The organism is Pseudomonas leptonychotis, from assembly GCF_004920405.1.
Taxonomy (GTDB): Bacteria; Pseudomonadota; Gammaproteobacteria; order Pseudomonadales; family Pseudomonadaceae; genus Aquipseudomonas; species Aquipseudomonas leptonychotis.
This window is the reverse complement of sequence record NZ_RFLV01000001.1, coordinates 1,764,297-1,791,254: the sequence shown is the minus strand read 5'-3', so window position 1 is coordinate 1,791,254 and position 26,958 is coordinate 1,764,297. Positions and strand designations below refer to the sequence as shown.

General features: G+C 57.9%; 28 protein-coding genes. 10 read left to right on the top strand and 18 right to left on the bottom strand.

Annotated elements, in window-relative coordinates:
* Nucleotides 1-127: 127 nt before the first annotated feature.
* Nucleotides 128-997: a LysR substrate-binding domain-containing protein gene (locus D8779_RS08135; protein ID WP_136663908.1), complete on the bottom strand. Its 870-nt coding sequence runs from the start codon at nt 995-997 to the stop codon at nt 128-130.
* 111 nt (nt 998-1,108) lie between these two features.
* Here D8779_RS08135 and D8779_RS08130 point away from each other — a divergent pair, with 111 nt between their 5' ends.
* Nucleotides 1,109-1,534: a VOC family protein gene (locus D8779_RS08130; RefSeq protein WP_136663907.1), complete on the top strand. Its 426-nt coding sequence runs from the start codon at nt 1,109-1,111 to the stop codon at nt 1,532-1,534.
* Between the two features lie 4 nt (nt 1,535-1,538).
* Here the strand turns inward: D8779_RS08130 and D8779_RS08125 are convergent, their stop codons facing one another.
* The 5 genes from D8779_RS08125 to D8779_RS08105 all read right to left on the bottom strand — a co-directional run bounded on the left by D8779_RS08125 (nt 1,539) and on the right by D8779_RS08105 (nt 5,598).
* Nucleotides 1,539-2,171: an SCO family protein gene (locus tag D8779_RS08125; RefSeq protein WP_136663906.1), complete on the bottom strand. Its 633-nt coding sequence runs from the start codon at nt 2,169-2,171 to the stop codon at nt 1,539-1,541.
* Nucleotides 2,172-2,177: 6 nt separating this feature from the next.
* Nucleotides 2,178-3,077: a heme o synthase gene (cyoE, locus tag D8779_RS08120; protein WP_136663905.1), complete on the bottom strand. Its 900-nt coding sequence runs from the start codon at nt 3,075-3,077 to the stop codon at nt 2,178-2,180.
* Nucleotides 3,078-3,101: 24 nt separating this feature from the next.
* Nucleotides 3,102-4,142, bottom strand: a complete 1,041-nt coding sequence (locus tag D8779_RS08115; RefSeq protein ID WP_136663904.1) for a COX15/CtaA family protein — start codon at nt 4,140-4,142, stop codon at nt 3,102-3,104.
* 153 nt (nt 4,143-4,295) lie between these two features.
* Nucleotides 4,296-4,892 carry a hypothetical protein gene (locus D8779_RS08110; RefSeq protein ID WP_136663903.1) on the bottom strand — a complete coding sequence of 199 codons (597 nt, stop codon included), beginning with the start codon at nt 4,890-4,892 and terminating at the stop codon, nt 4,296-4,298.
* Nucleotides 4,867-5,598, bottom strand: coding sequence for an SURF1 family protein (locus D8779_RS08105; RefSeq protein WP_136663902.1), 732 nt, complete (start codon nt 5,596-5,598; stop codon nt 4,867-4,869). The genes D8779_RS08110 and D8779_RS08105 overlap by 26 nt, the downstream gene beginning before the upstream one ends.
* An 88-nt stretch (nt 5,599-5,686) precedes the next feature.
* On the opposite strand from D8779_RS08105, the gene D8779_RS08100 reads away from it, so the two are divergent.
* Nucleotides 5,687-5,890, top strand: a complete 204-nt coding sequence (locus D8779_RS08100) for a twin transmembrane helix small protein (protein ID WP_136663901.1) — start codon at nt 5,687-5,689, stop codon at nt 5,888-5,890.
* Nucleotides 5,891-5,898: 8 nt separating this feature from the next.
* On the opposite strand, the gene D8779_RS08095 is transcribed toward D8779_RS08100, so the two are convergent.
* The 4 genes from D8779_RS08095 to coxB are packed head-to-tail and all read right to left on the bottom strand — an operon-like array spanning nt 5,899 to nt 10,102.
* Nucleotides 5,899-6,795, bottom strand: a complete 897-nt coding sequence (locus D8779_RS08095) for a cytochrome c oxidase subunit 3 (protein ID WP_136663900.1) — start codon at nt 6,793-6,795, stop codon at nt 5,899-5,901.
* A gap of 12 nt (nt 6,796-6,807) precedes the next feature.
* On the bottom strand, nt 6,808-7,371 hold the full coding sequence (locus D8779_RS08090) for a cytochrome c oxidase assembly protein (RefSeq protein ID WP_136663899.1): 564 nt from the start codon (nt 7,369-7,371) through the stop codon (nt 6,808-6,810).
* 12 nt (nt 7,372-7,383) lie between these two features.
* The gene (gene ctaD, locus D8779_RS08085; RefSeq protein WP_136663898.1) at nt 7,384-8,973 is read right to left on the bottom strand and encodes a cytochrome c oxidase subunit I; all 1,590 of its coding nucleotides are present in this window, start codon (nt 8,971-8,973) and stop codon (nt 7,384-7,386) included.
* Between the two features lie 4 nt (nt 8,974-8,977).
* Nucleotides 8,978-10,102 carry a cytochrome c oxidase subunit II gene (coxB, locus tag D8779_RS08080; RefSeq protein ID WP_167492543.1) on the bottom strand — a complete coding sequence of 375 codons (1,125 nt, stop codon included), beginning with the start codon at nt 10,100-10,102 and terminating at the stop codon, nt 8,978-8,980.
* Nucleotides 10,103-10,465: 363 nt separating this feature from the next.
* Here coxB and D8779_RS08075 point away from each other — a divergent pair, with 363 nt between their 5' ends.
* Nucleotides 10,466-11,122 carry a hypothetical protein gene (locus tag D8779_RS08075; RefSeq protein ID WP_136663896.1) on the top strand — a complete coding sequence of 219 codons (657 nt, stop codon included), beginning with the start codon at nt 10,466-10,468 and terminating at the stop codon, nt 11,120-11,122.
* Between the two features lie 34 nt (nt 11,123-11,156).
* On the opposite strand, the gene D8779_RS08070 is transcribed toward D8779_RS08075, so the two are convergent.
* From D8779_RS08070 to D8779_RS08060, 3 genes are all read right to left on the bottom strand, one after another.
* Complete coding sequence (locus tag D8779_RS08070) at nt 11,157-11,885, bottom strand: carbonic anhydrase (RefSeq protein ID WP_136663895.1); 729 nt, start codon at nt 11,883-11,885, stop codon at nt 11,157-11,159.
* A 158-nt stretch (nt 11,886-12,043) separates the two neighbouring features.
* On the bottom strand, nt 12,044-13,102 hold the full coding sequence (locus D8779_RS08065) for a PA0069 family radical SAM protein (protein WP_136663894.1): 1,059 nt from the start codon (nt 13,100-13,102) through the stop codon (nt 12,044-12,046).
* Nucleotides 13,103-13,193: 91 nt separating this feature from the next.
* Nucleotides 13,194-14,132 (bottom strand): AEC family transporter, encoded by a 939-nt coding sequence (locus tag D8779_RS08060; RefSeq protein ID WP_167492566.1) that lies wholly within the window; start codon nt 14,130-14,132, stop codon nt 13,194-13,196.
* Between the two features lie 80 nt (nt 14,133-14,212).
* Between D8779_RS08060 and D8779_RS08055 the strand changes: the two genes are divergently transcribed.
* Nucleotides 14,213-14,617 (top strand): GFA family protein, encoded by a 405-nt coding sequence (locus tag D8779_RS08055; RefSeq protein WP_136663893.1) that lies wholly within the window; start codon nt 14,213-14,215, stop codon nt 14,615-14,617.
* 5 nt (nt 14,618-14,622) lie between these two features.
* Here D8779_RS08055 and D8779_RS08050 read toward each other — a convergent pair whose 3' ends face one another.
* The 4 genes from D8779_RS08050 to D8779_RS08035 all read right to left on the bottom strand — a co-directional run bounded on the left by D8779_RS08050 (nt 14,623) and on the right by D8779_RS08035 (nt 18,019).
* Entirely contained in the window at nt 14,623-16,575 is a 1,953-nt protein-coding gene (locus D8779_RS08050) for a DUF7844 domain-containing protein (RefSeq protein WP_136663892.1), read from the bottom strand.
* Nucleotides 16,572-16,892, bottom strand: a complete 321-nt coding sequence (locus D8779_RS08045) for a DUF2388 domain-containing protein (RefSeq protein WP_136663891.1) — start codon at nt 16,890-16,892, stop codon at nt 16,572-16,574. The genes D8779_RS08050 and D8779_RS08045 overlap by 4 nt, the downstream gene beginning before the upstream one ends.
* Nucleotides 16,893-16,994: 102 nt before the next feature.
* A complete protein-coding gene (locus tag D8779_RS08040) occupies nt 16,995-17,312 on the bottom strand; it encodes a DUF2388 domain-containing protein (protein WP_136663890.1) in 318 nt (105 codons plus the stop codon).
* Between the two features lie 491 nt (nt 17,313-17,803).
* Nucleotides 17,804-18,019, bottom strand: coding sequence for a DUF1127 domain-containing protein (locus D8779_RS08035; protein WP_136663889.1), 216 nt, complete (start codon nt 18,017-18,019; stop codon nt 17,804-17,806).
* 740 nt (nt 18,020-18,759) lie between these two features.
* Here D8779_RS08035 and D8779_RS08030 point away from each other — a divergent pair.
* The 6 genes from D8779_RS08030 (at nt 18,760) to D8779_RS08005 (ending at nt 26,087) form a co-directional block, all read left to right on the top strand.
* On the top strand, nt 18,760-20,151 hold the full coding sequence (locus D8779_RS08030; protein WP_136663888.1) for a glycosyltransferase: 1,392 nt from the start codon (nt 18,760-18,762) through the stop codon (nt 20,149-20,151).
* Entirely contained in the window at nt 20,148-21,647 is a 1,500-nt protein-coding gene (locus D8779_RS08025) for a glycosyltransferase (RefSeq protein WP_136663887.1), read from the top strand. Before D8779_RS08030 ends, D8779_RS08025 begins: the two co-directional genes overlap by 4 nt.
* The gene (locus tag D8779_RS08020) at nt 21,644-22,528 is read left to right on the top strand and encodes a class I SAM-dependent methyltransferase (RefSeq protein WP_240789699.1); all 885 of its coding nucleotides are present in this window, start codon (nt 21,644-21,646) and stop codon (nt 22,526-22,528) included. The genes D8779_RS08025 and D8779_RS08020 overlap by 4 nt, the downstream gene beginning before the upstream one ends.
* 59 nt (nt 22,529-22,587) lie before the next feature.
* Nucleotides 22,588-23,418, top strand: coding sequence for a class I SAM-dependent methyltransferase (locus D8779_RS08015; RefSeq protein ID WP_136663886.1), 831 nt, complete (start codon nt 22,588-22,590; stop codon nt 23,416-23,418).
* Nucleotides 23,419-23,518: 100 nt separating this feature from the next.
* Entirely contained in the window at nt 23,519-24,892 is a 1,374-nt protein-coding gene (locus D8779_RS08010) for a hypothetical protein (protein ID WP_136663885.1), read from the top strand.
* Nucleotides 24,882-26,087: an acyltransferase family protein gene (locus D8779_RS08005; protein WP_136663884.1), complete on the top strand. Its 1,206-nt coding sequence runs from the start codon at nt 24,882-24,884 to the stop codon at nt 26,085-26,087. The genes D8779_RS08010 and D8779_RS08005 overlap by 11 nt, the downstream gene beginning before the upstream one ends.
* Here D8779_RS08005 and D8779_RS08000 read toward each other — a convergent pair.
* Nucleotides 26,084-26,929 (bottom strand): acyltransferase family protein, encoded by an 846-nt coding sequence (locus tag D8779_RS08000; protein WP_240789698.1) that lies wholly within the window; start codon nt 26,927-26,929, stop codon nt 26,084-26,086. The genes D8779_RS08005 and D8779_RS08000 overlap by 4 nt on opposite strands.
* Nucleotides 26,930-26,958: the final 29 nt, after the last annotated feature.

The following is a 26,958-nucleotide window of genomic DNA, read 5'->3' as shown; positions in this document are numbered from 1 at the left end:
TGCCAAACCCCGCCTCGTGCGGGGTTTGTCGTTTATGGTCGGGTCTCGCGCCGATTTCGTAGGGTGGGTTAGCGGCGCTGCGCGAGTAGATACCGCTAACGTGGCGAGCAGCGTAACCACCAGCAATCTATCGAGTTGCGGCGACCTCGCGCAGGCATTCCAACAAGCAATCCAGGGCCGGCTGACGCTGGGCGCGGCGCAACACGGCAATCAGTTCGCGGTGGAACGTTAGCTCGCCTAATTCGATTACCCGCACATGCGTCGGCCGCTGCAACCACAACCCCGCGCGCGGAATCAGTGAGACGCCCAGGCCGCATTCGACCATACGCACGATGGCTTCCAGTTCATCCAATTCCAGCGCCTCCTGCACGATCAGGTGTTGCTCGCGGAGAAACTGGCTGACCCGGCGCCCGCCGAACGAACGCCGGTCATAGCGCACAAAAGGCTGCTCGGCGAGGATCTGCAGCGGCTCATTCGCCGTCACACTCAGCGGCGTGATCAGTACAAAGGGTTCGCGGGCCAGGCTGATTTGCAGCAACTCTTTGGGCGACTCGAACGGCGGCTTGATCAGCAGCGCCAGATCCAGCTCACCGGCATCCACTTGGCTCAGTAGATTCAACGAGACGCCCGGCACCAGTTTCAACTCAACCCGCGGCGCGGCGACACGAAAGGCCGGCAAGGTTTCTGGCAGCAGCCCAGTTTGCACTGAGGCAATCGCCCCGACTTTCAATTCGCCCTGCCATTCAGCCGCCGAAGTCGGCAACGCCATCTGCGCATACAGGCCGAGCATCTGTTCGGCCAGGGGCAGAGCATGCCGACCCGCCGCACTCAGCACGGCGGCACGCCCGCTACGGTCGAACAGGCGCACGCCCAGGCCCTGCTCCAGCACTCGCATCTGCGCACTGACGGCCGACTGGGTCAGACCGACCTGCTGACCGGCAGCGGCGAAGGTGCCATGTCGGGCTACCGCCACAAAGGTTTTCAACTCGCGCAGCATCGATCGCCTCGATTGATCAATTTTAGTAGTGCTCGAAAGCAAGAATATGCGCTTTCAATCAAACATGTTGCTGCTGAGAATGAGCGACTTCAACCTATTTAGGAGCACCCCATGGCACTCGCACCCTTTCACCTGGCGATTCCGGTGTACGACCTGACCACGGCCCGACACTTCTACGGCGAGGTCTTTGGCTGCATCGAAGGACGCAGCAGTGAGCATTGGGTGGACTTCGACTTTTTCGGCCACCAATTGGTGATCCACCAGGCGCCGAAGATGGCTTACCAGGAAGCCGCGCACAGTAATCCGGTGGACGGCCATGATGTGCCCGTGCCGCATTTCGGTGTGGTACTGGGTTGGGAAGATTGGCAGGTGTTGGCCGCGCGCTTAAAAGCCAAGGACACGTCGTTCGTGATCGAACCCTGTATCCGCTTTGCCGGTCTGGCAGGCGAACAGGCGACCCTTTTTCTACTGGACCCGTGCGGCAACGCCTTGGAGTTCAAGGCGTTCAAAGACATCCGCCAGATGTTTGCCAAATAGCCGGTTATGGCTGCTCAAGCAATCCAGGCAGCTGTGCAGCCAACTTGGTGTTATTGATCGGTGCGCGAATAAAGCCACGCTGCTTGCCATCTGGCCCGATGATCACCAGGTTGCCACTGTGATCGACTGTGTAGTTTTCTTTGCTGGTATCCGCCGGGATATAGGGAATGCTCACCGCGTTGGCGAGCTTCTGCAGCGTCGCCTGCTCGCCGGTCAGGCCAATAAAGCCGGCGTCAAAGTAATCCAGGTATTTCTTCAGTTGTTCCGGGGTGTCGCGGTGAGGGTCGACACTGACCAGCACAATGCGCAACTTGGCCACGGTTTCCGGCGGCAACTGGCCTTGCAACTGGCGTAACTGAGCGAGGGTCGCGGGGCAAATATCCGGGCAAAAGGTGTAGCCGAAAAACAGCAGGCTCCATTGATCCTTGAGCTGATCGACTGCAACCGCCTCACCGTCCTGATTGGTCAGGCTTAGCTCTGGCAAGCTGCGACTTTGCGGCAATAGGATAATGCCGGCATCAAGCAAGACAGTGGGATCGCCCTGCCCCTTGCTGGTCAGCACTTTATTGACGGTCAAACCCATCACCAGGGCGACGATAGCTACGAGCACAAAAACGGTGGTATGGGTTCGGGTCATGGGGCCTCAGATATTAAGCAGCAAGTAGTGATCGACCAGCAGGGCGATAAACAGCGCAAAAAGATACCAGATGCTGAATTTGAAGGTATTGATCGCCGCATGCGGTTTGCTGTCACGGTACAGCACCACCGCCCAATGCAGGAAACGCCCGCCCAACACCACGGCGCAGGCGAGGTAGAGCAACCCGCTCATATGAATGGCGTAAGGCAGTAGCGTTACGGCAAACATCACCAGGGTGTAGAGCAGGATATGTACCTTGGTGTAATGCTCGCCGTGGGTGACCGGCAGCATGGGAATGTCGGCCTTGGCGTATTCCTCTTTGCGGTGGATGGCCAGCGCCCAGAAGTGTGGCGGCGTCCACGCGAAAATGATCAGCACCAGCAGCAGCGGTTCGGCACTGATATGGCCGGTTACTGCAACCCAGCCAAGCAACGGTGGCGCAGCACCCGCGAGGCCGCCAATCACGATGTTCTGTGGCGTGGCGCGCTTGAGAAAGCCGGTGTAAAGCACCGCATACCCGAGCAAGGAAGCCAGCGTCAGCCAGGCGGCCAGCTCATTGGTAAACGTTAATAACAGCGCCATCCCCGCCACCGCCAGCAGCAAAGCAAAGCCGAGGGCTGCAGTCGGCGAAACACGCCCTGAAGTGACGGGGCGTTTGAGGGTGCGCGCCATGATCGAATCAATACGCCGGTCGACTACATGGTTAACCGCTGCGGCAGAACCGGCACACAGACCAATGCCCAGGTTGCCGAAGAGCAGCACCTGCCAGGCCACGCCGGCACGGGTCGCGAGAAACATACCGACCAAGGAGGTGATCAGCATCAGCACCACCACCCGCGGCTTGGTCAGCTCCAGATAATCGCGCCAGCTGGCGTGGGCTTGGTGTTCGCGCGCTAGAGTAGCCATACGGTCTCTCCTCGATTGTTTTTGTTATTTGCTCGGCAACGCTGCAAAGCCAGCGTGCGCTTCTACCGCCGGGGATACCAGCCGTGTCGCGCTGCGAAGCCGATAATTGATCGATACCAGGGTCAGCAGCAGAGCTGCGCCCCCCAGGTTGTGCGCCACTGCAACCTGTAGTGGCAGATGCAGCAGCACGTTGCTGATGCCCAGACTGACTTGCACCACCAGCGCCAACAGCAGCAGACCAGCAAGACGTGACAGACCATTGCGTTTGAGCTGCCAGGCCAGCAACAGCAGCACCAGCGTCACTAACAACGCGCCGATACGATGGGTCATATGGATAGCGGTGCGCGCATCGCTGTCGAGCTGGCCGCCCAGATAATTGGGGCCAATATGCTGGGTCAGGTGAAAACCATTGGCGAAGTCCATCTGCGGCCACCACTGACCGTGACAGGTCGGCAAGTCGACGCAGGCAACCGCCGCGTAATTACTGCTGACCCAGCCACCTAGGGCGATCTGCCCAATAACCAGCAGTAAGCCGAACGCCGCTAAACCGCGCAATTTGACGGGAAACACCGGCAATACAGGCAGCCGACCGGATAGGCGCAGCGTCAGTAGAAACAACAAACTCAAGGTGGCAAAACCGCCCAGCAAGTGCGCTGTGACGACTTGCGGCCAGAGTTTCAGGGTCACCGTCCACATACCGAAAGCGGCCTGCACGATCACCAGTCCAAGGAGCAAGAGCGGTAGCTTTAGTGGCTGCTCAACCTCGTTACGCCGGCGCAGCGCCTGTACTGCCAGGCCCAAAATCACCAAGCCCAGGCTGCCGGCGAAATAGCGATGAATCATTTCATACCAGCCCTTGGCCACTTCCACGGGCGCGTCGGGAAAGCGCACCTCGGCCAACGTCTGCTTGTGTTCGCTCATCGGCACGCCGATAAAGCCATAGCAACCGGGCCAGTCCGGACACCCCAGACCGGCATGGGTTAAACGGGTATAGGCACCGAGCAGCACCACGACCACAGCCAATACGGTGGCGAATAAGGCGAAACGGAAACCGGGTTTGCTCATCCTTCCTCCTTAGATAGACCTTTTAAAACGTAGCGAGCGAAGGTTAGACAAGGCGGAATCAGGCGAGGGAGCGGAGTGTACGAGCTGTACATGAGCAGCCCGAGCCTGATTTCAACGCGGTATAACCGAGCGCAGTAGTTTTTCAATGATCTATCAACCGATTTGCGAGATTTTCAGCAGATGCCGCAGATCATTCAGAATCGCCTTGCCCTTGCTGGTCGCGTCATAACGCAGCACCAGGTTGCCACGCGGGTCGACGATCCACAGTTGTGCACCTTCAGCCTTGCCGGCCGCCTTGTTATAGGCGTCCAGTTCCAGCTGATAGCGAGCCAACTGCGGGTATTCGCGCTGCAGTTGAGCGTCGTAGTCGTCCGTCAGCGGCTGGGCAGTCGCCACGCCATGGGCCGCACGGGAAACATCGCGATTCAGGCCAATGTGTACTTGCCGGGCGAGGAATATCAGCTCCTTGCACGCCTCATCGCAGACCGCCGGCACCGTCACCAGCAACTGCCAGCGCTGCTCATCAGCACCGACTACACCGAGATCGGCACGGCTCTGTCCGGTGCCGATCAGTTCGCCGTGATAGCTGCGGGTTTCCGGCACCCAGAAACGCCACTGGTACATGGCAGTGGCAAGAATCATCGGGCCAATCACGATGGCCAGAATCAGGATCAGTTGCAGACGCCCGCGACGGCGTTGGCTGGGTGGCACTTCAGGTGAGGCATCAGGCATGGCGATGGCTGGGTTCATGGCGAGTCTCCCGCGCATTAAATAGACCTAAATAAATAAACAGGCCGAGCAAGGCCGCCGCCAGGGCGAACCACTGCACGGCGTAACCAATGTGTTTGTCGGGGCTCATGGCGATAATCGGCCAATCGCCCTGGAATGACGCTGGGCCTGGCTCCAGGCGCACTTCATAACTCAAGCCACCACGACCAAGCTGCTGCCACAGGGCATCGGGCTTGACCTCAGTGACCAACCGCGGCCAGCCTGTAGCGACCGGTTCACTGTGCAATTGAAAGGCCTCGCCCAGCGGCACATACACCGTGGCTTGCAGGCGCAACGGGGTATCCGGGGTGGCGAACGTAGGGGGGATGCGTCGATCTGGCCAAGGCAGCCACCCGCGATTGAGCAGCAGCCAAAGGCCGCTGGCTTGATCGTAGAACGGTTGCAGCACCTCCACACCGGCTTTGCCATCGCGGGTGCGATTGTCCAGCAGCACGGTATGCCGTGCGTCGAAGAAGCCCTGCAACTGCACACGGGTATAGGCCGGATTGGGGTGCTGCTCAAGTTCATCGATACTGATCGGAGCGGCCTGTTGCTGGGCCTGATGAGCCGCTAGTAGCTCGCGCTTTTCCTCGGCGCGCGCCAGTTGCCAGAAACCCAGAGCGATCAGGCACGGAAACAGCAGCAACACCAGAATGCTAGGCAGCAGCCCAGGACGGAAGGCATTCATGCCGACCTCCCAAAAGCCCTGTGCAAGCTGGCTATACTGCAGCTAGACCGCATTTCCCTTCCCCCGAAGTCACACATGGGAGTCACGCATGCTCAAGGCCGCGATCGTCCTTTTCCTCCTGGCCACTCTGGTCAGCCTATTCAGTGGCCTGTTTTTTCTGGTCAAGGATGAAGGTCGAACCTCCCGGGTGGTCAACGCGCTGACTGTGCGCGTGACCCTCACCGCCTTAACCGTCGCCCTCATTACCTGGGGCTTCTACACGGGCCAACTGGTCTCACATGTCACCTGGTAAACAGCGCTTCACAGCACATAGACGAAGACGAACAGACCAAGCCAAACCACATCGACGAAGTGCCAATACCAGGCCGCCGCCTCGAAGCCGAAGTGCTTATCTGGGGTGAAATGACCGCGAATAACCCGAATCAACATGATGCTCAGCATCAACGCACCCAGGGTTACGTGAGCACCGTGAAAGCCGGTAAGCATGAAGAACGTCGCGCCATAAATGCCCGAACCCAACGTCAGCCCCAACTCGGTATAGGCGTGGATATATTCCTCGACCTGTAACACCAGAAAGGCAATGCCCAGAATCACTGTTAGGGCCAGCCACAAGGTCAGCGGCTTGCGGTGATTCTTGCGCAAGGCATGGTGAGCAAAGGTCAGGGTAAAGCTGGAGGTCACCAGCAAGATGGTGTTGATCAGCGGCAAGCCCCACGCACTAATGGTGCCGCTCGGCGCCGGGAAGAGCTTCGGGTCCGGGGTATTGAGCAGCGGCCAGGTGTATTCAAAGCCTGGCCAGAGCATGTTGGCGATGCCCTTGTCGCCTTCGCCACCGAGCCACGGGCCGGCCCAGGTGCGCACATAAAACAGCACGCCGAAGAAAGCGGCAAAAAACATCACCTCGGAGAAGATGAACCAGCTCATGCCCCAGCGGAACGAGCGATCCATCTGCGGGCTGTACATGCCTGAGCGGCTTTCTTTGATCACATTGCCGAACCAGCCAAACAGCATGTAGGCGAGGAACAGCCCACCGATAAAAAAAATCAGCGGACCGTTGGAGTCGGCGCGATCGGCCTTCATGTCGTTGAACCAGGTGCCAACGCCGTAAACCGACACCAGCATGCCCAAGGTGGCAATAATCGGCCACTTACTCTGGGCCGGGACGTAATAGCTTTCGTGCGTTTCGTGACTCGACATTTATTGTTCTCCTTATGGAGCCGCCCGGGTAAGGGTCACTTGCGCCACCGGCGGTTTGCGCGCGGTGACATCAAACAAGGTGTAAGCCAGCGTTAGGTGGCGAACATCTGCCGGTAAGTCTCTATCGACGATAAAGCGCACCGGCATTTCGATGCGCTCGCCGGGTTGCAGTACCTGTTGGGTAAAGCAAAAGCATTCAGTCTTGTGAAAGTAAGCGGCAGCCTTGGACGGTGCCACGCTGGGGATTGCCTGGGCGGTCATCGGTTTGTCGGTGGGGTTGTAGGCAACAAACAGCATTTGCGTACTGTCACCTGGGTGCACCACGACCTCGTCAGCTTGGGGGCCAAACTCCCACACCATATCCGCGGCATTGGTGGCCAAGAACTGCACACGCACCTGGCGCTGCTCGTCCACCGCCTGCTGGCCCTCGTACACGCCGGCAGTTTTACCGTTGATGCCGAAGGCCTGGCACATCACGTCATAGATCGGCACCAGAGCGAAACCAAAGCCGAACATAGCCACCACCACCACGCAGAGGCGGATAACCAGGCGGCGAGTCGACAAGGCTTCGCTCATTTGCACATGTCCTTATTTCACATCCGGTGGAGTCTGGAAGGTGTGGTAAGGCGCCGGTGACGGTATTGTCCACTCCAGCCCTTCAGCCCCATCCCAGGGTTTGGCCGGTGCGGCTTTGCCACCACGAATGCACTTGATGACGATAAACAGGAACAACAACTGGGTCGCACCGAACATAAAGGCGCCAATGCTCGACACCATGTTGAAGTTGGCAAACATCATGTTGTAGTCGGGAATCCGCCGCGGCATGCCGGCAAGGCCGACGAAGTGCATCGGGAAGAACGCCATGTTCATGCCGATAAAACTCATCCAGAAATGCAGCTTGCCGAGGGTCTCGTCATACATATGCCCGGTCCACTTCGGCAGCCAGAAATAGGCCGACGCAAAGATGCCGAAGATCGCCCCAGGCACCAGCACGTAGTGGAAGTGCGCCACCACAAAGTAGGTGTCGTGGTACTGGAAGTCCGCCGGCGCGATGGCCAGCATCAGCCCGGAGAAACCACCGATGGTGAATAGGATGACGAACGCCACGGCGAACAGCATGGGCGTCTCGAAGGTCATCGAACCCCGCCACATGGTACTCGCCCAGTTGAACACCTTGACCCCGGTGGGCACGGCGATCAGCAAGGTGGCGTACATAAAGAACAGCTCGCCAGTGAGGGGAATCCCCACCGTGAACATGTGATGCGCCCAGACGATAAACGACAGGAAGGCAATCGAAGCCGTGGCGTAGACCATCGAGGTGTAACCAAACAGCGGCTTGCGGGCGAACGCTGGGATGATTGCACTGACCGCGCCGAATGCCGGCAGGATCATGATGTACACCTCGGGGTGACCGAAGAACCAGAACACATGCTGGAACAACACCGGATCACCACCACCGGCGGCGCTGAAGAAGCTGGTACCGAAGTGGATATCCATCAACATCATGGTCACCACCCCAGCCAGTACTGGCATCACCGCGATCAACAAGAACGCCGTAATCAACCAGGTCCAGACGAACAGCGGCATCTTCATCAACGTCATGCCAGGGGCGCGCAGATTGAGAATGGTGGCGACCACGTTGATCGCCCCCATGATCGAACTGAAACCCATCAGGTGAATGGCGAAGATAAAGAAGGTCACCGACTCCGGTGCATAGGTGGTCGACAGCGGCGCATAGAAGGTCCAGCCGAAGTTCGGCCCACCACCCTCCATAAACAGCGTACTGACCAACATGGTGAACGCGGCCGGCAGCAGCCAAAAGCTGAAGTTGTTCATGCGCGGCAAGGCCATATCCGGCGCGCCAATCATCAACGGGATCATCCAGTTGGCGAGGCCGACGAAAGCTGGCATCACCGCACCGAAGACCATGATCAGGCCGTGCATGGTGGTCATTTGATTGAAGAACTCCGGCTGCACAATCTGCAGGCCCGGCTGGAACAACTCGGCACGAATCACCATGGCCATGCTGCCGCCCAACAGGAACATGGCGAAGCTGAACCACAGGTACATGGTGCCGATGTCTTTATGGTTGGTGGTCAACACCCAGCGCATCAGGCCTTTGGCCGGGCCGTGGTGATGGTCATGCCCGGCATGACCGTGGTCGATCACTGCACTCATGTCCTTACTCCTGAGCCTGTTTGAACGCGAGGATGTCTTTCGGCGTGACCATGTCGCCTACCGCATTGCCCCAGGCATTGCGTTCGTAGGTGATGATCGCGGCGATATCGACTTCCGAGAGTTGCTTACCAAAGGCGGCCATTGAGGTGCCTGGCTTGCCGTTGACCACGATGCCGATATGACCCGCAGCCGGACCGGTGGCAATAGCCGAGCCTTTCAGTGATGGGAACATCGGCGGCAGACCCTCGCCACTCGCTTGGTGACAAGCCACGCAGGCCGTGTTGTAAGCCTTCTCACCGCGCACCATCAGCTCATCCAGGGTCCATTCCTTACTGGTCAGCTCCTTCTCGGCCATAGCCAATTGTTTGCGCTCGGCCAACCAGGCGGCGTAATCCTCTTTCGACTTCGCCTCGACCACAATCGGCATAAAGCCATGATCTTTACCGCACAGCTCGGTGCACTGGCCACGGTAGAGGCCAGGCTCATCGATGCGGGTCCAGGATTCGTTGATAAAGCCGGGGATGGCATCCTTCTTCACGGCCAGAGCCGGTACCCACCAGGAATGGATCACATCGGCGGCGGTAATCAGGAAGCGCACCTTGGTGCCAACCGGGACCACCAATGGCTCATCAACCTCCAAAAGGTAATGCTCACCCTTGGTCGCCTTGTTGTTGATCTGGTCTTTGGGGGTGGTGAGGTTGCTGAAGAACTCAACATCCTCACCCAGGTACTTGTAGTGCCATTTCCACTGATAACCGGTGATCTGAATATCCAGCTCCGATTCGCTGGAATCATAGATTTCAATCAAGGTTTTGGTCGCGGGTATGGCCATCAGCACCAGAATCACCAACGGTACAACCGTCCAGAGAATCTCGACTGTGGTGCTTTCATGGAAATGTGCCGGCTGCTGACCGGTGGAGCGGCGGTGGACGAGCATCGACCAGAACATGGCACCAAACACGATCACGCCGATGACGACGCAGATCCAGAAGATGGTCATGTGCAAATCGAATACTGAGCGGCTGACCTCGGTGGCTCCAGGCGTCATATTGATGCCCCAGCTGGCCTGCGCCGAGCTGAATACCAACCACAACAGGAGGCCCATCCAGACTCGTGGATGTCGCATCATTGCGGGTTCCCCTTAATTTTTCTTGTTATCCCGCCGAATCGGTCAGTGGCTCAGTCATCACACATTTTTACGCTGAAAAATGCCTGCGAGGGCTGTCCATGCCACAGCTGATTCGGAGTTATCAGGTACTGCCTTTCGAGTTCGAGTATAGACACGGACTTGCCGCTGGCAACGCGAAAACTGAAATGAGCAACGCACTGTAAGGCAGGCGCTAAACACCGCGGCTGCCGTGGGATAGGCCAAGGAGACGGCCCCTGCATATAGCCGTCTCGCATAACTGTTTAATAATTATGACAATTGGGTCTTAGCCGATGTGCTGAGCCAGCTATGGTTCTCGCCCATGTCCTTACCTCAGGAGTAGTCATGAATATCTCCGCTTTGCAGGCACTGATTCAGCGTGCGCACCAACACGAAACTCGTACAGGTCACTTGGCCAGTCAGATGCAGGCACATGTAGGGCAACTGCACCCCTCTATCCGACTGCCCAATGAAGACACCCAGGATGTGTTGCAGCGTTTTGTCAGCGCCTATATCGAACAGGTACCTGAGCTGTTGCAGGCCGCCCAGCAGGTCGCCCAGGAAGCGGGGATCGAGGCGCAGATAAAGCCGGTGCTGCAAGTGGCCGAGCAATTCTTTCTGCAGCCGCCCGCGTTGATGGCCGGGCATGAAGGGCTTGAAGGGTTGCTCGACGAGGCCTACCTGGCCCACCGCCTGGTCGAGGAAGTGAATGATCGCTATATCGCCCACTTGGGCGCACCGCTGATCCCGCTGGACACCACAGTGGCCAACCTGATCGTCCACCAACTGATCGGCGAGCCCTTCGCCAACCAGCTGGATGAGGCGGTGCACCATGCCGTAGAGGGCATGCTGGATGACGCCAGCTTTGCCCAGGACTCGGTGCTGGCCTACCGTGAGCGTCTGCACAACCCACAAACCGAGGCTGCCTGGCTGCGCTGGCCGTGCCTGTCACGCCAGCTCGGGGTGGAGTTACAGTTGGATGAAACCCGCGCGACGGGCTAACAGATGTTAAAACCCCAGTCCGCGCGACTGCCGATTAGTTACTCGGCAGGTAGCGCGGACGTGGCGTGGCCATCGGCAGCGGGCCGTCGCCGATCAGGCGGAACTCACCTTTCTCGGCGTCGTAAGCCTTAATCTCGCTGGTCTCAATGTCATACACCCAGCCATGGATAAATACCTGGCCACAGGCCATGCGCGATGCCACCGAGGGGTGGGTGCGCAGGTGATCAAGTTGCGCCACCACGTTCTCCTCGGTGAGGATGCCCAGCGTGGTGTGATCGGCGCAGCCGCAGTTGTCCGCTACCACTGTCCTGGCCACTTCGGCATGGCGCAACCAGGCCTTTACCGTGGGCATGCGTTCCAGGCCCGAGGGGTCGAGTACGGCTTTCATCGCGCCGCAATCCGAGTGCCCGCAAATGATGATGTGCTGCACGCCCAGGGCCATCACCGCGTACTCGATCGCAGTGGAAACCCCGCCCATCATCTGCCCGTAGGGCGGCACCACGTTGCCAACATTGCGGCTGACGAACAGGTCGCCCGGTGAGCTTTGCGTGATCAACTCAGGCACCACCCGCGAATCGGCGCAGGTGATAAACATGGCGCGCGGGTTTTGTGCAGTGGCCAACTTTTTGAACAGTTCTTCCTGCTGCGGGAATACCTCAGTGCGAAAGCGCTTGAAGCCATCCACGATGCTCTGCAGCGCCTCCTCGGCACTTTCACTGCCTGTACGCCCCTGCAACGGGATCAACTGATGCTTGTATGGCATTGCTCTGACCTCTGTGAACCGGAAAATCTGCTGCTAAAACGACAGTGACAGCCGCTAGCGAGTCACATATCCAGTTTCACCTGCGCTGACGTGAGCGGCAACCATCACCCTGGCCTAGCCCTCACAAACGCAGCAGCGGCTCAGGCAGGCATGGCGGCTCAGAGTAGTGCCAGTTGGCCACCCGGCGGACAGAAGCGTGTGCAGTCGAGGTTGAACGCTTCGCGTCGATTCAGGCCCAAGCGCTTGCTGGCCAGGGCAAAACGCTGCGCGAGCAGCTCCGCGAACGCCCCATCACCGCGAAAGCGCAGGCCAAAGCGACTGTCATACAACTCACCGCCCCGGCTCTGACGAATCAGGCTCAACACATGCGTAGCGCGCTGCGGGTAGTGCGCGTGCAGCCACTCCTCGAACAACGGCGCCACTTCGCGTGGCAGACGCAGCAACATGTAATTGGCGCTCTGCGCGCCGGCCTCCTTGGCAGCCTCCAGCAAGTGCTCCAGCTCCATGTCATTGATCATCGGGATCATCGGCGAGCACAACACCCCGACCGGAATGCGGTTATCACGCAGCACGCGAATCGCCCGCAAGCGTGCCGCCGGCGCAGCAGCGCGAGGTTCAAGAATACGTTTGAGCTCGTCATCCAGGGTGGTCAGGCTGATCATCACTGCCACCAAGCGCTGCTGCGCCAACTCAGCCAGCAGATCGAGGTCACGCAGGATCAGCGCTCCCTTGGTGATGATGGTCACGGGATGGCGATAGTTGAGCAACACCTTGAGACTGTTGCGCGTCAGCAGGTGCTGGCGTTCGATCGGTTGATAGGGGTCAGTGTTGGAACCCAGATTGATCGGCGCACAGACATAACCCGGTTTGCTCAACTGCTGCTCGAGCAAAGCCGCGGCGTTGCTCTTGGCAATCAGCTTGGTCTCGAAATCCAGCCCCGGCGACAGATCCCAATAGGCGTGACTGGGCCTGGCGTAGCAATAAATGCAGCCATGTTCACAACCTCGATAAGGATTGAGCGAGCGGTCGAACGGCAGATCCGGTGACTGATTGCGGGTGATGATGCTCTTGGCAATCTCCGCGCGCACCTCGGTGGCACGGCTGGGCGGCATTTCCTGAAACCAGCCATCATCGCTGGCGATAATGCGCTGTGGGGCAAAGCGGTTATGCGGGTTACTGGCGGTACCGCGACCGCGCGGCGGCAGGGAAACGGACATGGCTGGCTCCATAAATTACTGTATATAAATACAGTAATTTATTTACATCACCAAGCACCGACCGTCAGCCTGCCCTTACGCGGCGCCTGAGTCAGCCGGCCACCAGCAACAACAGCAGCGGCAAACTGGCCGCCGCCAGCAGGGTTTGCAGGGTGATAATGCCGGCCATCAACTGACTATCGCCGCCCAACTGACGGGTCAAAACATAGGCCGTTGGCGCAGTTGGCAGGGCAAAGAACAGCACCAGCACCGTGCTTTCCATCGCTGGCAACTGCAGACCATAGGCCACCGCCCAGGCCAACATCGGCATAATCAACAGGCGCAGCAGGCTGTTCCAACCCAGTGCCGGAATCTCACCGCCCAACTGCTCCGGCTTCAACGCCGCGCCGACACAGAGCAGGCCTAATGGCAAGCTGGCCGCCGCCAATAGGCTAAGCAGGCGATCACTGCCGCCCGGCAGGCCAAAGCCACTGAAGTTGACCAGCGCACCGCCCAGGCAGGCCAGAATCAACGGGTTCTTGGCAATCGGGAGCAACAGGCTGCGCGCGCTGACGCCACGTTCCGCGGTCAGCGACCAGACCGACAGCACATTCACCGTCGGCACCATCAGGGCGAGCATGATGGCCGCCAGGGTCAGGCCTTCCTGGCCAAACAGGCTGCCAACTGCAGCCAAGCCCAAATAGGTATTGAAGCGCAGAATGCCTTGGCTGAACGCACCAAAACGTCCCGCCGGCCAGCCACGTAAACGCCGCACCAGCAGTAGCGCCAGCCAAGCGATACCAAGCGCCAGCAACACCGCCAATGCCAGGCGCGGCAATGCCGGGTTATCCAACGGTGCGGTGGCCAGGCTGCTAAACAGCAGCGCCGGGAACAGCACGAAGTAGTTCAGCCGTTCGGCACCCGGCCAGAACGCCTCATTAGGAAACGCCCAGCGGCGCAGGTAATACCCGGCCACGATCAAGGCGAACAACGGCCACAAGGCCAACAACAATTCCAGCACGGCAACCTCCAGCCACAGGCAAGCCGCCATCTTGAGCAGCCGCATGAAGTGACGCAAGGTAGACGTCGGTATTAGGCTGCTTTACCTGACCCTAACGATGGGAAAATCCAATGTCCGCTATCCATCAAGGCGGTTGCCAGTGTGGAGCCTTGCGCTATCAGTTCGAAGCGCCGCTGCAGGACATCGCGCACTGCCATTGCTCGACCTGTCGACGCAGCACCGGCGGCATCGTCACCACCTGGATTACGGTGCCGCTGACGCGCTTTCGCTGGTTGGCCGGCACACCACGCGAATACGCCTCGTCAGCCAGCTGCACGCGCAGCTTCTGCCCAATCTGCGGTGCGCACCTGACGCTGTTCACCACGCTCAGCCCGGACAGCCTGGATATCACCATCGCCACCCTCGACCAGCCGGAACTGGCACCGGCAGATCGACATATCTGGGTGCAAAGCCGGCTGCCCTGGCTGCAGCTGGACCCGCAATTGCCTGAGGAAGATCAAGAAGTCATGGAGTAACCGGCTCAGGGCAGCTGCAGGCCGCCACCAGCCTTGTGCAAGGCGCGCAGATGCGTGCCCAGTTGCGCCAAATTGGCTTCAGTGGCATGCAGTTCGACTAGACGCACCGGTTCCAGCAGGGTGCGCACTTCCTGGTCGAGGTTGTCACTGAGTTGGCGTAATTGCTGCTGACGGGCCTGGCTCTCAGTTTCCAGGCGCTGCCATTCGGCAGGCTGCGGCAGGCCATAACCGCCCTCAAGCAATTCGGCCGGGCGACTGAGAAAGCCGCTGTTGGCGAGGATCTGCTGCAGCGCGCCGCCGGCCTTGTTCAATGTGGAGTCAACGCCGTCACGGCCACTCAGATAGCGACGTTTGAGCTCATCCTGAGCCAACAGCAATTGCCGGCGTAACGCCGCCTGTTCGAGTAATAGCAGGGCCGCGCTGGTGCGCAGGTCGGCGCGGGCGAACCAGGGCTGACGTTTCTCGGCCGGCAGGGTCAGCCAGTCCTCAACCTGCATCTGCTCAATCGGCAACTGTGCCTGCAGCACGCTGAACATGGCCTGGTAGCGGTCACGGAACGAGTCAAAGCGATAACCCAGACGCAAAGCCTCGGTCGCATCGGCCAACACGCTGCGGTCGGCCAGGTCGCGGGCCACCAAGGTGTCGAGCAGACCGTTGGGCATGATGCTGTCCAGTGCATGCAGCCGCGGATGCTGGCTGCCGCTGCGCAGCAGCTTGAGGGTTTCCACGGCGCAGTTGTTGGAGATAAACCAGTAAGCACCGTCATAACTCCAGTGCTGCTCGGCGGCGCGAATGACCATGTGCTCCAGCTGCGTGCGATCGAGTTTGAGCGGCACCGAGGCCAGGCTGCGCAACTCAACCTTGGTGTACTCCTCGATCACCTGAGCCAACGGCAGAACGAACAGCCGCGACGGATAAACGCCGGTCAAACCATCCCAGCTGGACAGCTGCACGTCGCCAACAAAGGCGCGGTAGGACAGCACCAGATGCTCCTGCAGATCCAGCCGACAATCCGGCCCCAGCGGCCGGCCAGGCGCACAGATGACCAGGCGCAGCATGCTGTGGCCCCAGCGACTGGCCAGGGCATCGTTGGCCTCGGCCAGCAGGTAATCCACCTGATAGACCCGCTGCGGGTCGATGCTCCCGAGGGGTTGGCGAGCGAAGTCGCGCCCGGCATTCAGATAGGCCAAGCTTTCGGCGCAGGGCTGCTGGTTCGCTGGCGTCCAAGCAAAATGCGCACTCAGGTAACGCGCCAACGAGGGCCGACGGCAGGCGTAGCTGGGGTCGAGAAGAAAGTACTCCATGTTGACCGCGAGAAACTCGCGCGGGTTGCTCAGCTCATAGCTGTCCGGGCTGCGCGCAACCTGATGGTTCTCTTCATCACGCGCGCCGCGTCGCCCGACCTGCTGCGCCCAGCCGGCCAGATCCAGCAAGTTCGGGTCATCACTGAGCGTGAAGCGCCGGGCGGTCTGGCCGCGGCAGTGATCAGGCAGGCCAACGAGCCCCAAGCTCTGCTCGCGCTGGCGGCACTGGCGTTGCAGTGTTCGCGCCGTCTGCGGCCAAAGTTGAGCGCGATCATATAGATGAGTGATTTCGTGCAGCACGGTCGCCAGCAACTCGCGACGCACAGTGCCATGGGGGCGTGAAGTCTGAGCAGTAGCGCTGCTGCCATCGCTCAACGCGGGCAACAAGGCGGCATTGAGCTCAATGCCACTCAAACGCCCGGCGCGGCCATAGACCTGCGCGGGCAGTGACCGCCAACGAACGTTAACGTGCCGATCAAGTTGCTGTTTGAGGTGGGGCGGCAAAGCAGCCAGCGCGTCCTGCAACAGTTGCTGGCTGGCCTTGCGCTCGCAGGGGCTTAGTTCCGTGTCAGCTAACGTCAGGCGCAGTCCTGCTTGGCTAAAGGAGCTGGCCAGTAACGCCAGCACCAGCAGCCAGGCACACGGCCATCTCACAGCGCCAGAATGGCTTCGGCCAATACCAAGTCAGAGGCGCCCTGCGCTTCAGGCACGCGGCTGCGAATAGTGCCTATGGCCGCTTCCAGTTGCGCACCGCGTATCTGCCCTTGGCTGGCGACGAAACTGGCTGCGTCGTCACGCGCCGCCAAAACGACTTTCGAATCACGAACCGACGTGGTGGTATCCGAGGTGAAGTCAAAGCTGCGATCCAGCGCGCGCACAATGATGTTGCTAGTCGCTACTAAGGTTTGCGCCTGTGCAGCGGCGCTGAACAAGACGGCAGCAACTACGGCACTGAGCAAGACAGAACGCATATTCATCTCCAAAAGTCAGCCATCAGATCAATTGAATGGGCTTGGACGGACAATCTGTCGGACAGTTCCACCAGCGCTCTGGGCAAGCACTGGCGGGCGCACTCAGAGACTGAGGATGGCAGCCGCCAACTGCATGTCATCGTCATGCAGCGCAGGTATCTGCTGACGAATATGCTGCAGAGCAGCCTCTAGACGTACCCCGCGGATCTCACCCTGGCTGGCGACAAAAGCAGCGGCATCATCGCGCGCAGCGAGGACGATCTTGTCATCGGTAAAAGACGAAGACACATCAGAAGTCGCTTCCGATGTAGCACCCACCGCACCGACCACTGCATCGGTGGTGACCACAAAACTGGTCGCACTGGCTGTAGCGGACACCGTCAACAGTGCTGCCAGGCCGAGGATGTGAATTAGATTCATAGAAAGCTCCTGAAATGCCTGACCGCCAGGCAAGCCTCATTATAGACAATGCTAACGGGGTTATTACACGCCTAGTCACTGCCACAACGGCTTATCCAGCTCAACCTGGCGCTGTGCCTCATGGAGGCCAGCACCTGTTAATTAGTCGCCACTGAGACGAACGAACTGCTTGCGGCTACGCAGATTGCGCTGGCAACCTCGCGTGAGCCTTCATTCAAAAAAGTCCGTAACCGCGCCTAACGGCTGGAGGCCCACCCCATGCGCAACCTCTTATCAAAGGCGAGAGATGGGAGCCCATGACGCATGAAAAATGAAGCACATCCTGCGGAGACGGAGATGGCCATTGTTATGGTCGCATTTTCTTTTTAGAAAACTGTACCGATGAGCAACTCCGCAGATGGCTGCAGATAAAAAGAAAGCCCCAGCGCACGAGGCGTGGAGCTTCCAAAAATCCCATCAAGGGAGGAGCAGAAATCGGTGCCTGGCAGCAGTTAGCGCCAGAAAGGCTTGCTCAGTTCAGCCTGACGCTGTGCTTCGCTGATACCCGCATCTGCAAGCAGACGAGCGTCCAGACGAGCAAGCTGGCGGCGGCTGACGACACGGCGCTGCCATTGCAGAACAGAAGAAAGCATGCGCAGCGGCAGGCCGCTGGAGCCGGTGGTTTGGCTGTGATCAAAGAACAAATCGGAACTGAGGGTACGTTCCATGGTGGTCATCCTTCCGCTTGTGGCGGCTCAGTGGTGTATTGCGATGGGAGAATTATTGCTGTTTGCGCCCGAACGCTGTAGCCACAGCTGGATGAAATTGCAGCACAAATAGATAGCTTGCTTTGCAACTGTTTCGCCAGCTTTACATTCAACTGTACTGGCCATAAGTGCTTTAGCCTGAAAGATACGATTAAGAAGATAAAACAACTGCTAAATCAGCTTCAGTGCAGTGAATGCATATAGGTACAGTTACAGATTGCACTCCTATTACAGCTGACCTGTTTTTCAAATTTTTACTTGGATAAACACCTTCCTGATCGACTTGTCAGAAAAATATTCCCCTGTAAAAATCTCAAAAAAATCTAGAGGTTCTCCTTGCCCCGACAGGCTAGAACTGCGTTGCAGCCAACTGAATTGGGCTGCTATTAGCCGCCACTATTTATGCACATAGCTACTGGCCTACCGGTTGTCAGCTCGCACACCGCCTGTACTCACTCCAAGACAATGGTTGGAACCTCAGGACACTCTGCGTATTGCAGACAATCACGTCTTGTTGAACCGAGGCGAGCCTCTTAAACTCGCGCGGTTATGCTGGTGTAGCGGCGCATGCCCTGCAGCTGGCGCTAAAACTCATGCGCGCACGCCCATTCTTCATGTCCGCTGCCGCTTAATTATAAGAAACAGGCCCAGCTCAACCCGCACTAACCTGCAGCCTTGAGCGGCATTCAATATGTGACCCGATGATTATTCTCGTCAGCTCAAAAATTAGCCAAGCCGACATCCATGCTTCACTCGGCAAGCCCGAGTACAGCTATTTCTTCTTGATGAAAGATTTTCTGCCGGCGTTAGAACAGCTCGGTACGGTCATCCAAGTACGCAGCCGTGACGAAATCGAGTCGCTGCATGCCAGCTACAGCGCTCAGGGCGAGTCCGTCATCTTTATCAGCGTCAGCCCCCCGCATCAGACCCCGCTCGATCTCAAATGCCCTACCGTCACCCTGTTCGCCTGGGAGTTTGACAGCCTGCCGTCGGTGGCCTGGGATGACAATCCGCAGAATGACTGGCGCTATGTGTTTGCCCATACCAGTGGCGCCATCGCTACCAGCAAGGAGGCCGCTGATCTGGTTGCACAGAGCATGGGGCCTGAATTTCCAGTAGTCGCATTGCCAGCACCGGTGTGGACGCGGTTTGCCGAGGTCTGCCCAGAGTCGGGCTGGGCGCCTGACTTTGGGCCGCGCTCATTTGAATTTGCAGGTTTGGTCATTGACAGTCGCACGCTCACTTTGAATGCCGAGGATGTAGCGTATAGGCCCATCTCCGAAGCCAAACGCATCAGCAAAGCCTTGCTGCAAGGTTGGTGGCATGAGATGCGTCTGCCCAGAGCGACCTCCCCAGCGCCAATAGAAGAGCCGCCTGCAGCGCCTCAGGCGACACCCATCTGGGTTGACGGCGTGGTTTACACCACCGTGCTCAACCCGGCAGACGGCAGAAAAAACTGGGTAGATTTGGTCAGCGCTTTTTGTTGGGCATTTAAGAACGAGCCAGATGCCACCTTGATCGTGAAGATGACCCACCATAACATCGACCTTTATCGGGGTGTATTGGCCACTTTATTAGCGCGGCTTTCACCCTTTCGCTGCCGAGTACTGGTCTTGCATGGGTTTCTTCAAGATGCCGAGTATTTGCAGCTCATCCGAGCCAGTTCTTTTTACGTGAATGCCTCATCTGGCGAAGGGCTGTGCCTGCCGCTGATGGAATTTCTGTGCTGCGGCAAACCGGCTATTGCCCCTGGCCATACAGCCATGGCGGATTATGTAGATGATGATTACGTTTTTATTGTGAAGAGCTGCCTAGAGCCCAGCTGTTGGCCACACGACCCTACCGGAATGCTGTTAACCCACAGCAACCGCCTCAACTGGCAGTCGTTAATGGAGGCCTATCAGTCGAGCTATGCCGCCACTAAAACGGCTGAGGCTTATCAATGCTTATCTGGCGCCGCAAGGACTGCCATGCACAGCTTTTGTTCGCTGGAGCGAGTGGGTACTGAGCTAGATGTATTCCTTCAGCAAGTCTTGCGCCTAAGCGGCACCCAGCAAGACAAAGGTGCGCATGATGAGGGGCTTAACGTATGAAGTTCCTTGTCTACTCCGAAGTGACTGCTCGTCAAATTGGTGACAGCCTCGGTCAGTCGGAATACAGCTACTACTTTGTTCTCAAAGAGTTCCTGCCCGTACTGGAAAGCCTCGGCACAGTGACTGTGGTCGAGAACCCGAAAACAGAAATAGACAGGTTGTATGCACAAAGCAAAGCGGCCGGTGAGCCCTGCGTTTTTCTGTCTTTTTCGCCGCCACACAAAACCGAGCTGAAACTGCGCTGCCCGACCGTCCCGGTGCTGGCTTGGGAATTCGACTCGATTCCTAACGAAGCCTGGCTGGGTGATCGCCGACAAGACTGGCGTGTTGGCCTCAGCCGTTGTGGCCGAGCCATTACCCATTGCGGGCTTACGGTTGAGGCTATCAGCGCCGTCATGGGGCCGAATTATCCGGTCATTTCTATACCTGCCCCGATTTGGGATAAATACGCCGCACTGCGTGAACGACAGATACTCACGCACGCCTCATCTCGTACGTGTATCCGGGTAAAAAACGGTGTGGTGCTCGATACTCACGACGTATCCCTTGCGCCCTACATGCCTGACCAGCAATCCGTGGCCTCCGCTGTCGCGGTGGCGCGCAAGCATGAAGCGGCTGAGCAAAAAGCCGCCACCCTGCCTAAGAGCAGAGAGGAAAGCCTGCTGCGGATTACTTACCGCTATTTTCTGGAGTGGCGAAATCTTGTAGGGCGCGCGCTATTTCAAGAATGGATGTCGTCCGGCAAGCGTTGGCTGCTGCGTCAGCCTAAAGTTGAGCCGCTCGCCGCTAAACCCGTAATCGAATCCCCGCTTCCACTTTGGCAACTGAGCGAACATCAACTCGAACTTTCCGGAGTAGTGTTCACGTCGCTCTTCAACCCCTATGACGGCCGCAAGAACTGGGTCGATATGCTGACTGCCTTCTGCGCAGCGTTTCGCGACAAGCCGGATGCGACGTTAGTTTTCAAGCTGGGGCACGCCGAATATCAGTCAGCCATGAATGACATCCTGATGTGCATGGCGCGGCTACCCACGTTTCAGTGTCGCGTCGTGCTGGTTCAAGGCTTCCTTGAAGGCAAAGATTTTGAAGCCTTAATCGAGGCCACCAGCTTTGTCGTGAATGCCTCCCATGGCGAAGGGCAGTGCCTGCCGCTGATGGAATTTCTCTCCTGCGGTAAGCCGGCAGTGGCGCCTCGCCACTCTGCGATGGTCGACTATATCGATACTGAAGTGGCGTTCGTCGTCGATAGCTGGCTAGACGCCACGGCGTGGTCTCACGATGCACGCAAGGCATTTCGCACATGCCGCCATCAAATCGACTGGGAATCGCTGGTCGATGCTTACCGTGCAGCCTACAACTGCATCACCGAAACCCCCGAGCGCTATGCGCAAATGTCACACAACGCCGTTGAGCGTATGCGCAACCACTGCTCGCGGGCCGTTGCCACTGAGCGGCTACGGCACTTCCTGAATCTCAAAGAGGCGCCCACGCCATGAACCCCCAGGACTTATTTCGGCGCCTTGCCGGAATGGAAAACGACCCGCGTCCTACCGATGAAATCTGGCAAGAAACCACCAACTCGCCAGGTTTTGTTGACTCACGTGACTGCGGTTTGGTGGATGCGGTGCAAAGCGGCTGGTACCTGGGCGACAGTAACGAGTTGTTCAAGGGCTTTGCCGTCAGCGCCGAAGACAGCGTGCTCGACGTTGGCTGTGGTGCCGGTGGCGCCACCCTATTTTGTGCCAATCGCGGCGCCCAGGTGACGTTCACCGATGTGGTGCCGGAGAAAATCGAATCCTTGCGGGCTCGCGTTGCGCAAACCGCTGCACGCAAAGCGGAAGGATTTGTATCCGATAGCATTCCGTTACCGGTGGCAGCTAACAGCATGTCACGGGTGATCTCCATGGAAGTGCTCGAACACGTTGAAGATCCAGCCGCTTTCTTGCGTGAATTGGTCCGTGTTGGCCAACCCGGAGCGCTCTACCTGCTAGCCGTTCCAGACCCAGTTGGCGAGAACATGCAAAAGGGCTTTGCGCCGGCCTACTACTTCGAGCGGCCGAACCATATTCACGTATTCGAGCGCGAAGAGTTTGCCCGCTTGGTCAGCGACGCCGGCCTGGAAATAGTGCGCCGAGACGCCTTCGGCTTTTTCTGGACCTTTTGGATGTTTCTGTATTGGACGCTGGCCAAAACCACCGGCGACGAGCTGGTAGGCACCTCCCATGATGTCGTGCAACCACCTTACCCGCCGTTATTAAATGATTGGGCCAAGCTATGGCACCAAATCATCAAAATGCCGGAAGCGGCACCGATGAAGCAGGCGCTGGATCAGTTGTTGCCGAAAAGTCAGGTGATTATTGCCCGTAAGCCGTTATGACCAACACGCGCCAGCGGCAACAGTGACCCATTGAGTTTGTTCCGAAAAGGAAAGCCAGAATGCTGCAACGACTGAAGCGACTTGTCTCACGTATTGTCGCCCCAAGTGCCTCGGTAGCCCCTGAAGTCGAAACGGCAGCCAACGCGCTGCCCAACGACCCAACCCTAACCGACGCCTATCTAAGCGGCTGGTTCCATCATGATAGCGGTGAGCTGTTTGAAGGGTTTGCGATCAGCCCAGAGGATACGGTGCTGGACATCGGTTGCGGTGATGGCACCTACGCATCCTTCTGTGCTGGCCGCGGCGCAGAAGTGATCTTCGCTGACATTGATGGGGCCAAAGTGGCAGCCATCGAATCAATGCTCACCGGCTCACCGGCTCGTGCGATCCAGGGGCTAGTGACGGATGCCAACCCCATTCCGTTGCCGGACGGGCGCGCCAACAAGATCATTGCCATGGAAGTGCTAGAGCACGTTGAAGATCCAGCGCAGTTTATGCGCGAGTTGGTGCGCGTAGCCAAGCCCGGCGCCCAGTTCCTCTTGACCGTGCCAGACCCACTTGGCGAAAGCGTGCAAAAGAAGCTCGCGCCTGCCGCCTATTTTGAACACCCGAACCACATTCGGGTATTTCAACGCGATGAGTTCGAACAGTTGATTCTGGACGCCGGCTTGATCATCGAGCGGCGCGCCGACTATGGCTTCTACTGGTCGATCTGGTGGTTTATGTTCTGGGCCTGCAAGCAGGACCTCTCGCCGCCGTGGCACCCACTGCTCGAGTCCTGGACCACGACCTGGGGCATGCTTTTGTCTACGCCTGACGGCCCGCGGATCAAGAAGGCACTGGATCAGGCCATGCCCAAGAGCCAGGCGATCATCGCCCGCAAACCCTAAGCCGTAACAAGGATTCGCTATGCCCTCTGTCGCTCACGCCAGCCGTTTGAGTATCGCCAACTTACGGCCGCACTTTTTTATGCTGGCGTGTGCAGCGCTCATGACCGTTGTGGTTCTGTTTATTCGTATCGGCATGGGCTTCGAGTTCCCCATCCCCTGGAACGACGAAACCGCATTTACCGCTCAGGCTTTTGAATTCAGCCGCACAGGCAGCTTCTTCGTCTACGGCCTCAATAGCGAACGCGTGGTGATGTGGATGCCGCCCGGCTACATGCTGCTGCTAGCCGGGGTCTACAAGGTTTTTGGCTATAGCTTCGAAATCTCCCGCTGGGTGTCCACGCTTCTGTATTTGGGGGCTTTCGGCGTTGGCCTGGCGATTATTCGCAGCACCCTGACTGGCTGGCGGCAGACACTGGCCATGCTGTTGATGCTTGTGGCCTTCCTTTCACCCTATTCACTGGCGATTGCCAATATTGCCCGAATGGAAGGGCTGTACACACTGATCTTCCTGCTCTCGCTACTGGCGGCAGTGCGTGGCAAATATGCGCTGGGGCTGGCGCTGGTGTTGTTCGGTGCGACTGTGCACTACAACGCGGTGTACTTCCTGTTGCCCTATGGCGCGCTGGTGTTATGGAAAATTGTACGCCGAGAAACCCTCAACATCGGTCCAGGTGAATTACTGGCACTGGTCATCGCCGCGCTGGCGCTGGCAGGCTACGGCCTGTTTGTGATCAAGCACATCGACGGTTTCTGGCAAGACATGCGCTTTCAGTTTGACTTCAAACTGGGCTCCCCAGTGATGAGCGGAAGTGAAGGCTGGAGGCTATTAGGCCTGCTGCTACTGGTGCCCTGTTTACAGCTAATCACGCATCGGCGTTTCGGCGCAGAGGCGCTGTTGTCACTGTATGGCGTGGCGTTTATCGCGATGGCCTTAAATGGCCACAGCATGTGGTACAGCTACGCTTATTGCTTCGGCTTTTGCCTGCTGTTATTGGGCGTGCTGGTTAGTACAAGCACCCTGAGCCGGAACTGGTGGCGCGTAAGTTGGGCGCTGATTGCCGGCGGCCTTCTCTACCAATTGGCGCTGCATGCCAGCAGCGGCAACCCACAGCTCGACGCACTCAAGCCACGCCTGTCGACATTCTCGCGGGATTTTTTGCCCGAGGCAGAGATCCAGAAGGTGCGCACCTTCATTGCCGACTTGCCCGCCGATGCCACCGTCTCGTTCGGCTATTCCGGTGTTGAACCGTACTTCTTCGCTGACTTTGCCCGCTCCGGCGCACGCTGGACCGGCTCGGCACACAGCGTGACGCAAGTGTTTCCCGCGCGCAGCGTGGATTACCGCGTGCTGTGCGACAGCGCGATGTTTCCGGCCTACCTGGCAATGTATGACTGGGATGGTTATCCGCGTAAAAGCCAGGACAGTGGTTGCGCGATTACCCGCCTGAGTAAGGATCAGGCTGATGAGCAGTGACGGCAAGAACAGAGAAATCGAATATTTACGTGCGATTTCTATCTGTCTTGTACTTGTTTCTCATGTGGTTTGGCTCTCGCCTTTTATCTACGAGCGTGTAGTACCGCTGTTTCAGTATGCAAGCTTCGGGGTTGGCGTTGATCTGTTCTTCTGTATTTCCGGCTACGTCGTCGCCATGAGTTACTGCGACTATTTCGATCGCTACCGTAGCCGCGGTCAATTTTGGCCCGCGGCTCGACTGTTCTGGCTACGGCGCGCATACCGCCTGCTTCCCTCAGCCTGGTTATGGGTTGTGATCGGACTGATTGGCGCGGCCTGCTTCAATCGCTCCGGCGTATTCATGGACATAGAACAGAATCTGAAAAGCACCTTGGCTATTTTCAGCTTCACCGCCAATATCGCGCACATGTATGGCTGGCTAGCACCGAACAATGTGTACTGGAGTTTGTCGCTGGAAGAGCAGTTCTATGTAGTGTTGCCACTGTTTCTTTTACTAGTTACCGGCCGACGAAAACGCATCATGGCGTTACTGTTGGTGATCGCGGTGCAGTTCCCATTGGCGCGAGGCCCATTTGGCGACCTTACTGCACAGTACCTCGCATCGTTTCGCATCGACGGTTTTGCTTGGGGCATTTTAGTATTTATGTGCTCCCGCAGCGTTTGGTATCGCCGGATTGAACCGCGTTTTTTACTGCGAAAGCCTTTGGCGTTAATTATTACGTTGTTTTTATTGTTGATGCTGGTAGCGGTACCCGCGCGCCTATTTACCTGGTCGATAAGCACGGGCTTGCTGGCAATGATCACTGCTGTGCTGGTATGGCTCGCGTCGTACGGTAACGGCTATTTGTTCGGCTACCAGCGCTTGAGTGGGGTTATGCAGTGGCTGGGGGCCCGGTCCTATGGGATTTACTTGATTCATCTGCCGGCGTTCAAGTTCACCCACGAAGCAGCCACACGGTATTTACAAGCTTCCGGCCAGGAGAACACACTTGCCATCGTTCCCTTTCTGCTGCTGTTCGCAGGCGTGCTGATTTTGGTGTTAGCCGAGCTTAACTTTCGCTATGTAGAAGAGCCGCTGAGGCGTATTGGCGCTGAACGTGCCAAGCGCAAACTGGCTGCGCTGCAAGCGGCAGACCGCGCAGAGCAAGAGTCAGTTGCTCGGGCACATCAAGAGAAGCAAGAACTCAGCGTTTAGATGCGAGGCCTTTGTATGCTATAGCGGCGAATCCACTGCTGTGCAGGTCGTTCAAAGTAACGATGGGTAAGCAGACTGCTGCTGATTAACATTACAAAGTAGCCGCCCCATAAGACCGAGCTGTAAAAAATGGCGCGCTCAGGCAACAAGTCGGCAAATAGCGTAAAGAAGATCAGTTGCAATGGAAAATGCAGCAGGTAGGACGCGTAGCTAATGTCGCCAAGCCAGGCGGTTCTCTCCCAGCCACCCTTGCCAGCAGTCTCGCTGACAGCCAGGGAGAGAATTGTTATGGGCAGCAGCAGGCCTGTAACCCATAGTGCTTTCAGCTGCTCCAGCCCAGTACCAGCACAACTTGTCGTGCAAAACTTGCTCAATACAACCTGCAGGCTGCCCAACTGAAACTCCAGCAAGGTCGCCAACCAGGCCGCGAGACAGATCAGTAGCAGTGGCTTTGCGCCCCTGTAGACAAGCCCGCCAGTGACCAGCTTTTGGTACGCAACATAGACCAGTGCACCCATATAAAACGCGAACACGCCTCGCCCTATGAGCACGGAATAACTCTGTAGATACAGCCCGGCCATGGCGAGTAGCAGGGCATAAACTGCCCGCGTGGGCAGCCATCTGGCTACGCAAAAAAACATCGCATAGAGCAATATTTCAACAGAAACCGACCATATTGGGGCGTTGAAAGAAAAGCCTTTTTCCAGCCCCCAGGCGGGGGCAAAAAACAGATTGAGAATAAAGTGATAAGCATCGTTGAGCGGGTACACGAAGTACCCGCCGTGGTAGCGGATATACAGCCACTGCAGACCCGCCACTAATAACAAGGTGGCTAGGTGCAAAGGGTAGAGTCGTGACAGGCGTAGCCAGA

What these genes read in the sequence shown, in the direction of transcription:
- D8779_RS08115 (WP_136663904.1), bottom strand. Translation starts at nt 4,142, where the DNA reads ATGAGCAAACCCGGTTTCCGTTTCGCCTTATTCGCCACCGTATTGGCT.
- D8779_RS08070 (WP_136663895.1), bottom strand. Translation starts at nt 11,885, where the DNA reads ATGCCATACAAGCATCAGTTGATCCCGTTGCAGGGGCGTACAGGCAGT.
- D8779_RS08125 (WP_136663906.1), bottom strand. Translation starts at nt 2,171, where the DNA reads ATGACCCGAACCCATACCACCGTTTTTGTGCTCGTAGCTATCGTCGCC.
- D8779_RS08040 (WP_136663890.1), bottom strand. Translation starts at nt 17,312, where the DNA reads ATGAATCTAATTCACATCCTCGGCCTGGCAGCACTGTTGACGGTGTCC.
- D8779_RS08035 (WP_136663889.1), bottom strand. Translation starts at nt 18,019, where the DNA reads ATGGAACGTACCCTCAGTTCCGATTTGTTCTTTGATCACAGCCAAACC.
- D8779_RS08075 (WP_136663896.1), top strand. Translation starts at nt 10,466, where the DNA reads ATGAATATCTCCGCTTTGCAGGCACTGATTCAGCGTGCGCACCAACAC.
- D8779_RS08025 (WP_136663887.1), top strand. Translation starts at nt 20,148, where the DNA reads ATGAAGTTCCTTGTCTACTCCGAAGTGACTGCTCGTCAAATTGGTGAC.
- D8779_RS08045 (WP_136663891.1), bottom strand. Translation starts at nt 16,892, where the DNA reads ATGCGTTCTGTCTTGCTCAGTGCCGTAGTTGCTGCCGTCTTGTTCAGC.
- D8779_RS08110 (WP_136663903.1), bottom strand. Translation starts at nt 4,892, where the DNA reads ATGAACCCAGCCATCGCCATGCCTGATGCCTCACCTGAAGTGCCACCC.
- D8779_RS08100 (WP_136663901.1), top strand. Translation starts at nt 5,687, where the DNA reads ATGCTCAAGGCCGCGATCGTCCTTTTCCTCCTGGCCACTCTGGTCAGC.
- D8779_RS08105 (WP_136663902.1), bottom strand. Translation starts at nt 5,598, where the DNA reads ATGAATGCCTTCCGTCCTGGGCTGCTGCCTAGCATTCTGGTGTTGCTG.
- D8779_RS08065 (WP_136663894.1), bottom strand. Translation starts at nt 13,102, where the DNA reads ATGTCCGTTTCCCTGCCGCCGCGCGGTCGCGGTACCGCCAGTAACCCG.
- D8779_RS08030 (WP_136663888.1), top strand. Translation starts at nt 18,760, where the DNA reads ATGATTATTCTCGTCAGCTCAAAAATTAGCCAAGCCGACATCCATGCT.
- D8779_RS08060 (WP_167492566.1), bottom strand. Translation starts at nt 14,132, where the DNA reads ATGGCGGCTTGCCTGTGGCTGGAGGTTGCCGTGCTGGAATTGTTGTTG.
- D8779_RS08095 (WP_136663900.1), bottom strand. Translation starts at nt 6,795, where the DNA reads ATGTCGAGTCACGAAACGCACGAAAGCTATTACGTCCCGGCCCAGAGT.
- D8779_RS08020 (WP_240789699.1), top strand. Translation starts at nt 21,644, where the DNA reads ATGAACCCCCAGGACTTATTTCGGCGCCTTGCCGGAATGGAAAACGAC.
- D8779_RS08135 (WP_136663908.1), bottom strand. Translation starts at nt 997, where the DNA reads ATGCTGCGCGAGTTGAAAACCTTTGTGGCGGTAGCCCGACATGGCACC.
- ctaD (WP_136663898.1), bottom strand. Translation starts at nt 8,973, where the DNA reads ATGAGTGCAGTGATCGACCACGGTCATGCCGGGCATGACCATCACCAC.
- coxB (WP_167492543.1), bottom strand. Translation starts at nt 10,102, where the DNA reads ATGATGCGACATCCACGAGTCTGGATGGGCCTCCTGTTGTGGTTGGTA.
- D8779_RS08010 (WP_136663885.1), top strand. Translation starts at nt 23,519, where the DNA reads ATGACCGTTGTGGTTCTGTTTATTCGTATCGGCATGGGCTTCGAGTTC.
- cyoE (WP_136663905.1), bottom strand. Translation starts at nt 3,077, where the DNA reads ATGGCTACTCTAGCGCGCGAACACCAAGCCCACGCCAGCTGGCGCGAT.
- D8779_RS08130 (WP_136663907.1), top strand. Translation starts at nt 1,109, where the DNA reads ATGGCACTCGCACCCTTTCACCTGGCGATTCCGGTGTACGACCTGACC.
- D8779_RS08055 (WP_136663893.1), top strand. Translation starts at nt 14,213, where the DNA reads ATGTCCGCTATCCATCAAGGCGGTTGCCAGTGTGGAGCCTTGCGCTAT.
- D8779_RS08090 (WP_136663899.1), bottom strand. Translation starts at nt 7,371, where the DNA reads ATGAGCGAAGCCTTGTCGACTCGCCGCCTGGTTATCCGCCTCTGCGTG.
- D8779_RS08005 (WP_136663884.1), top strand. Translation starts at nt 24,882, where the DNA reads ATGAGCAGTGACGGCAAGAACAGAGAAATCGAATATTTACGTGCGATT.
- D8779_RS08015 (WP_136663886.1), top strand. Translation starts at nt 22,588, where the DNA reads ATGCTGCAACGACTGAAGCGACTTGTCTCACGTATTGTCGCCCCAAGT.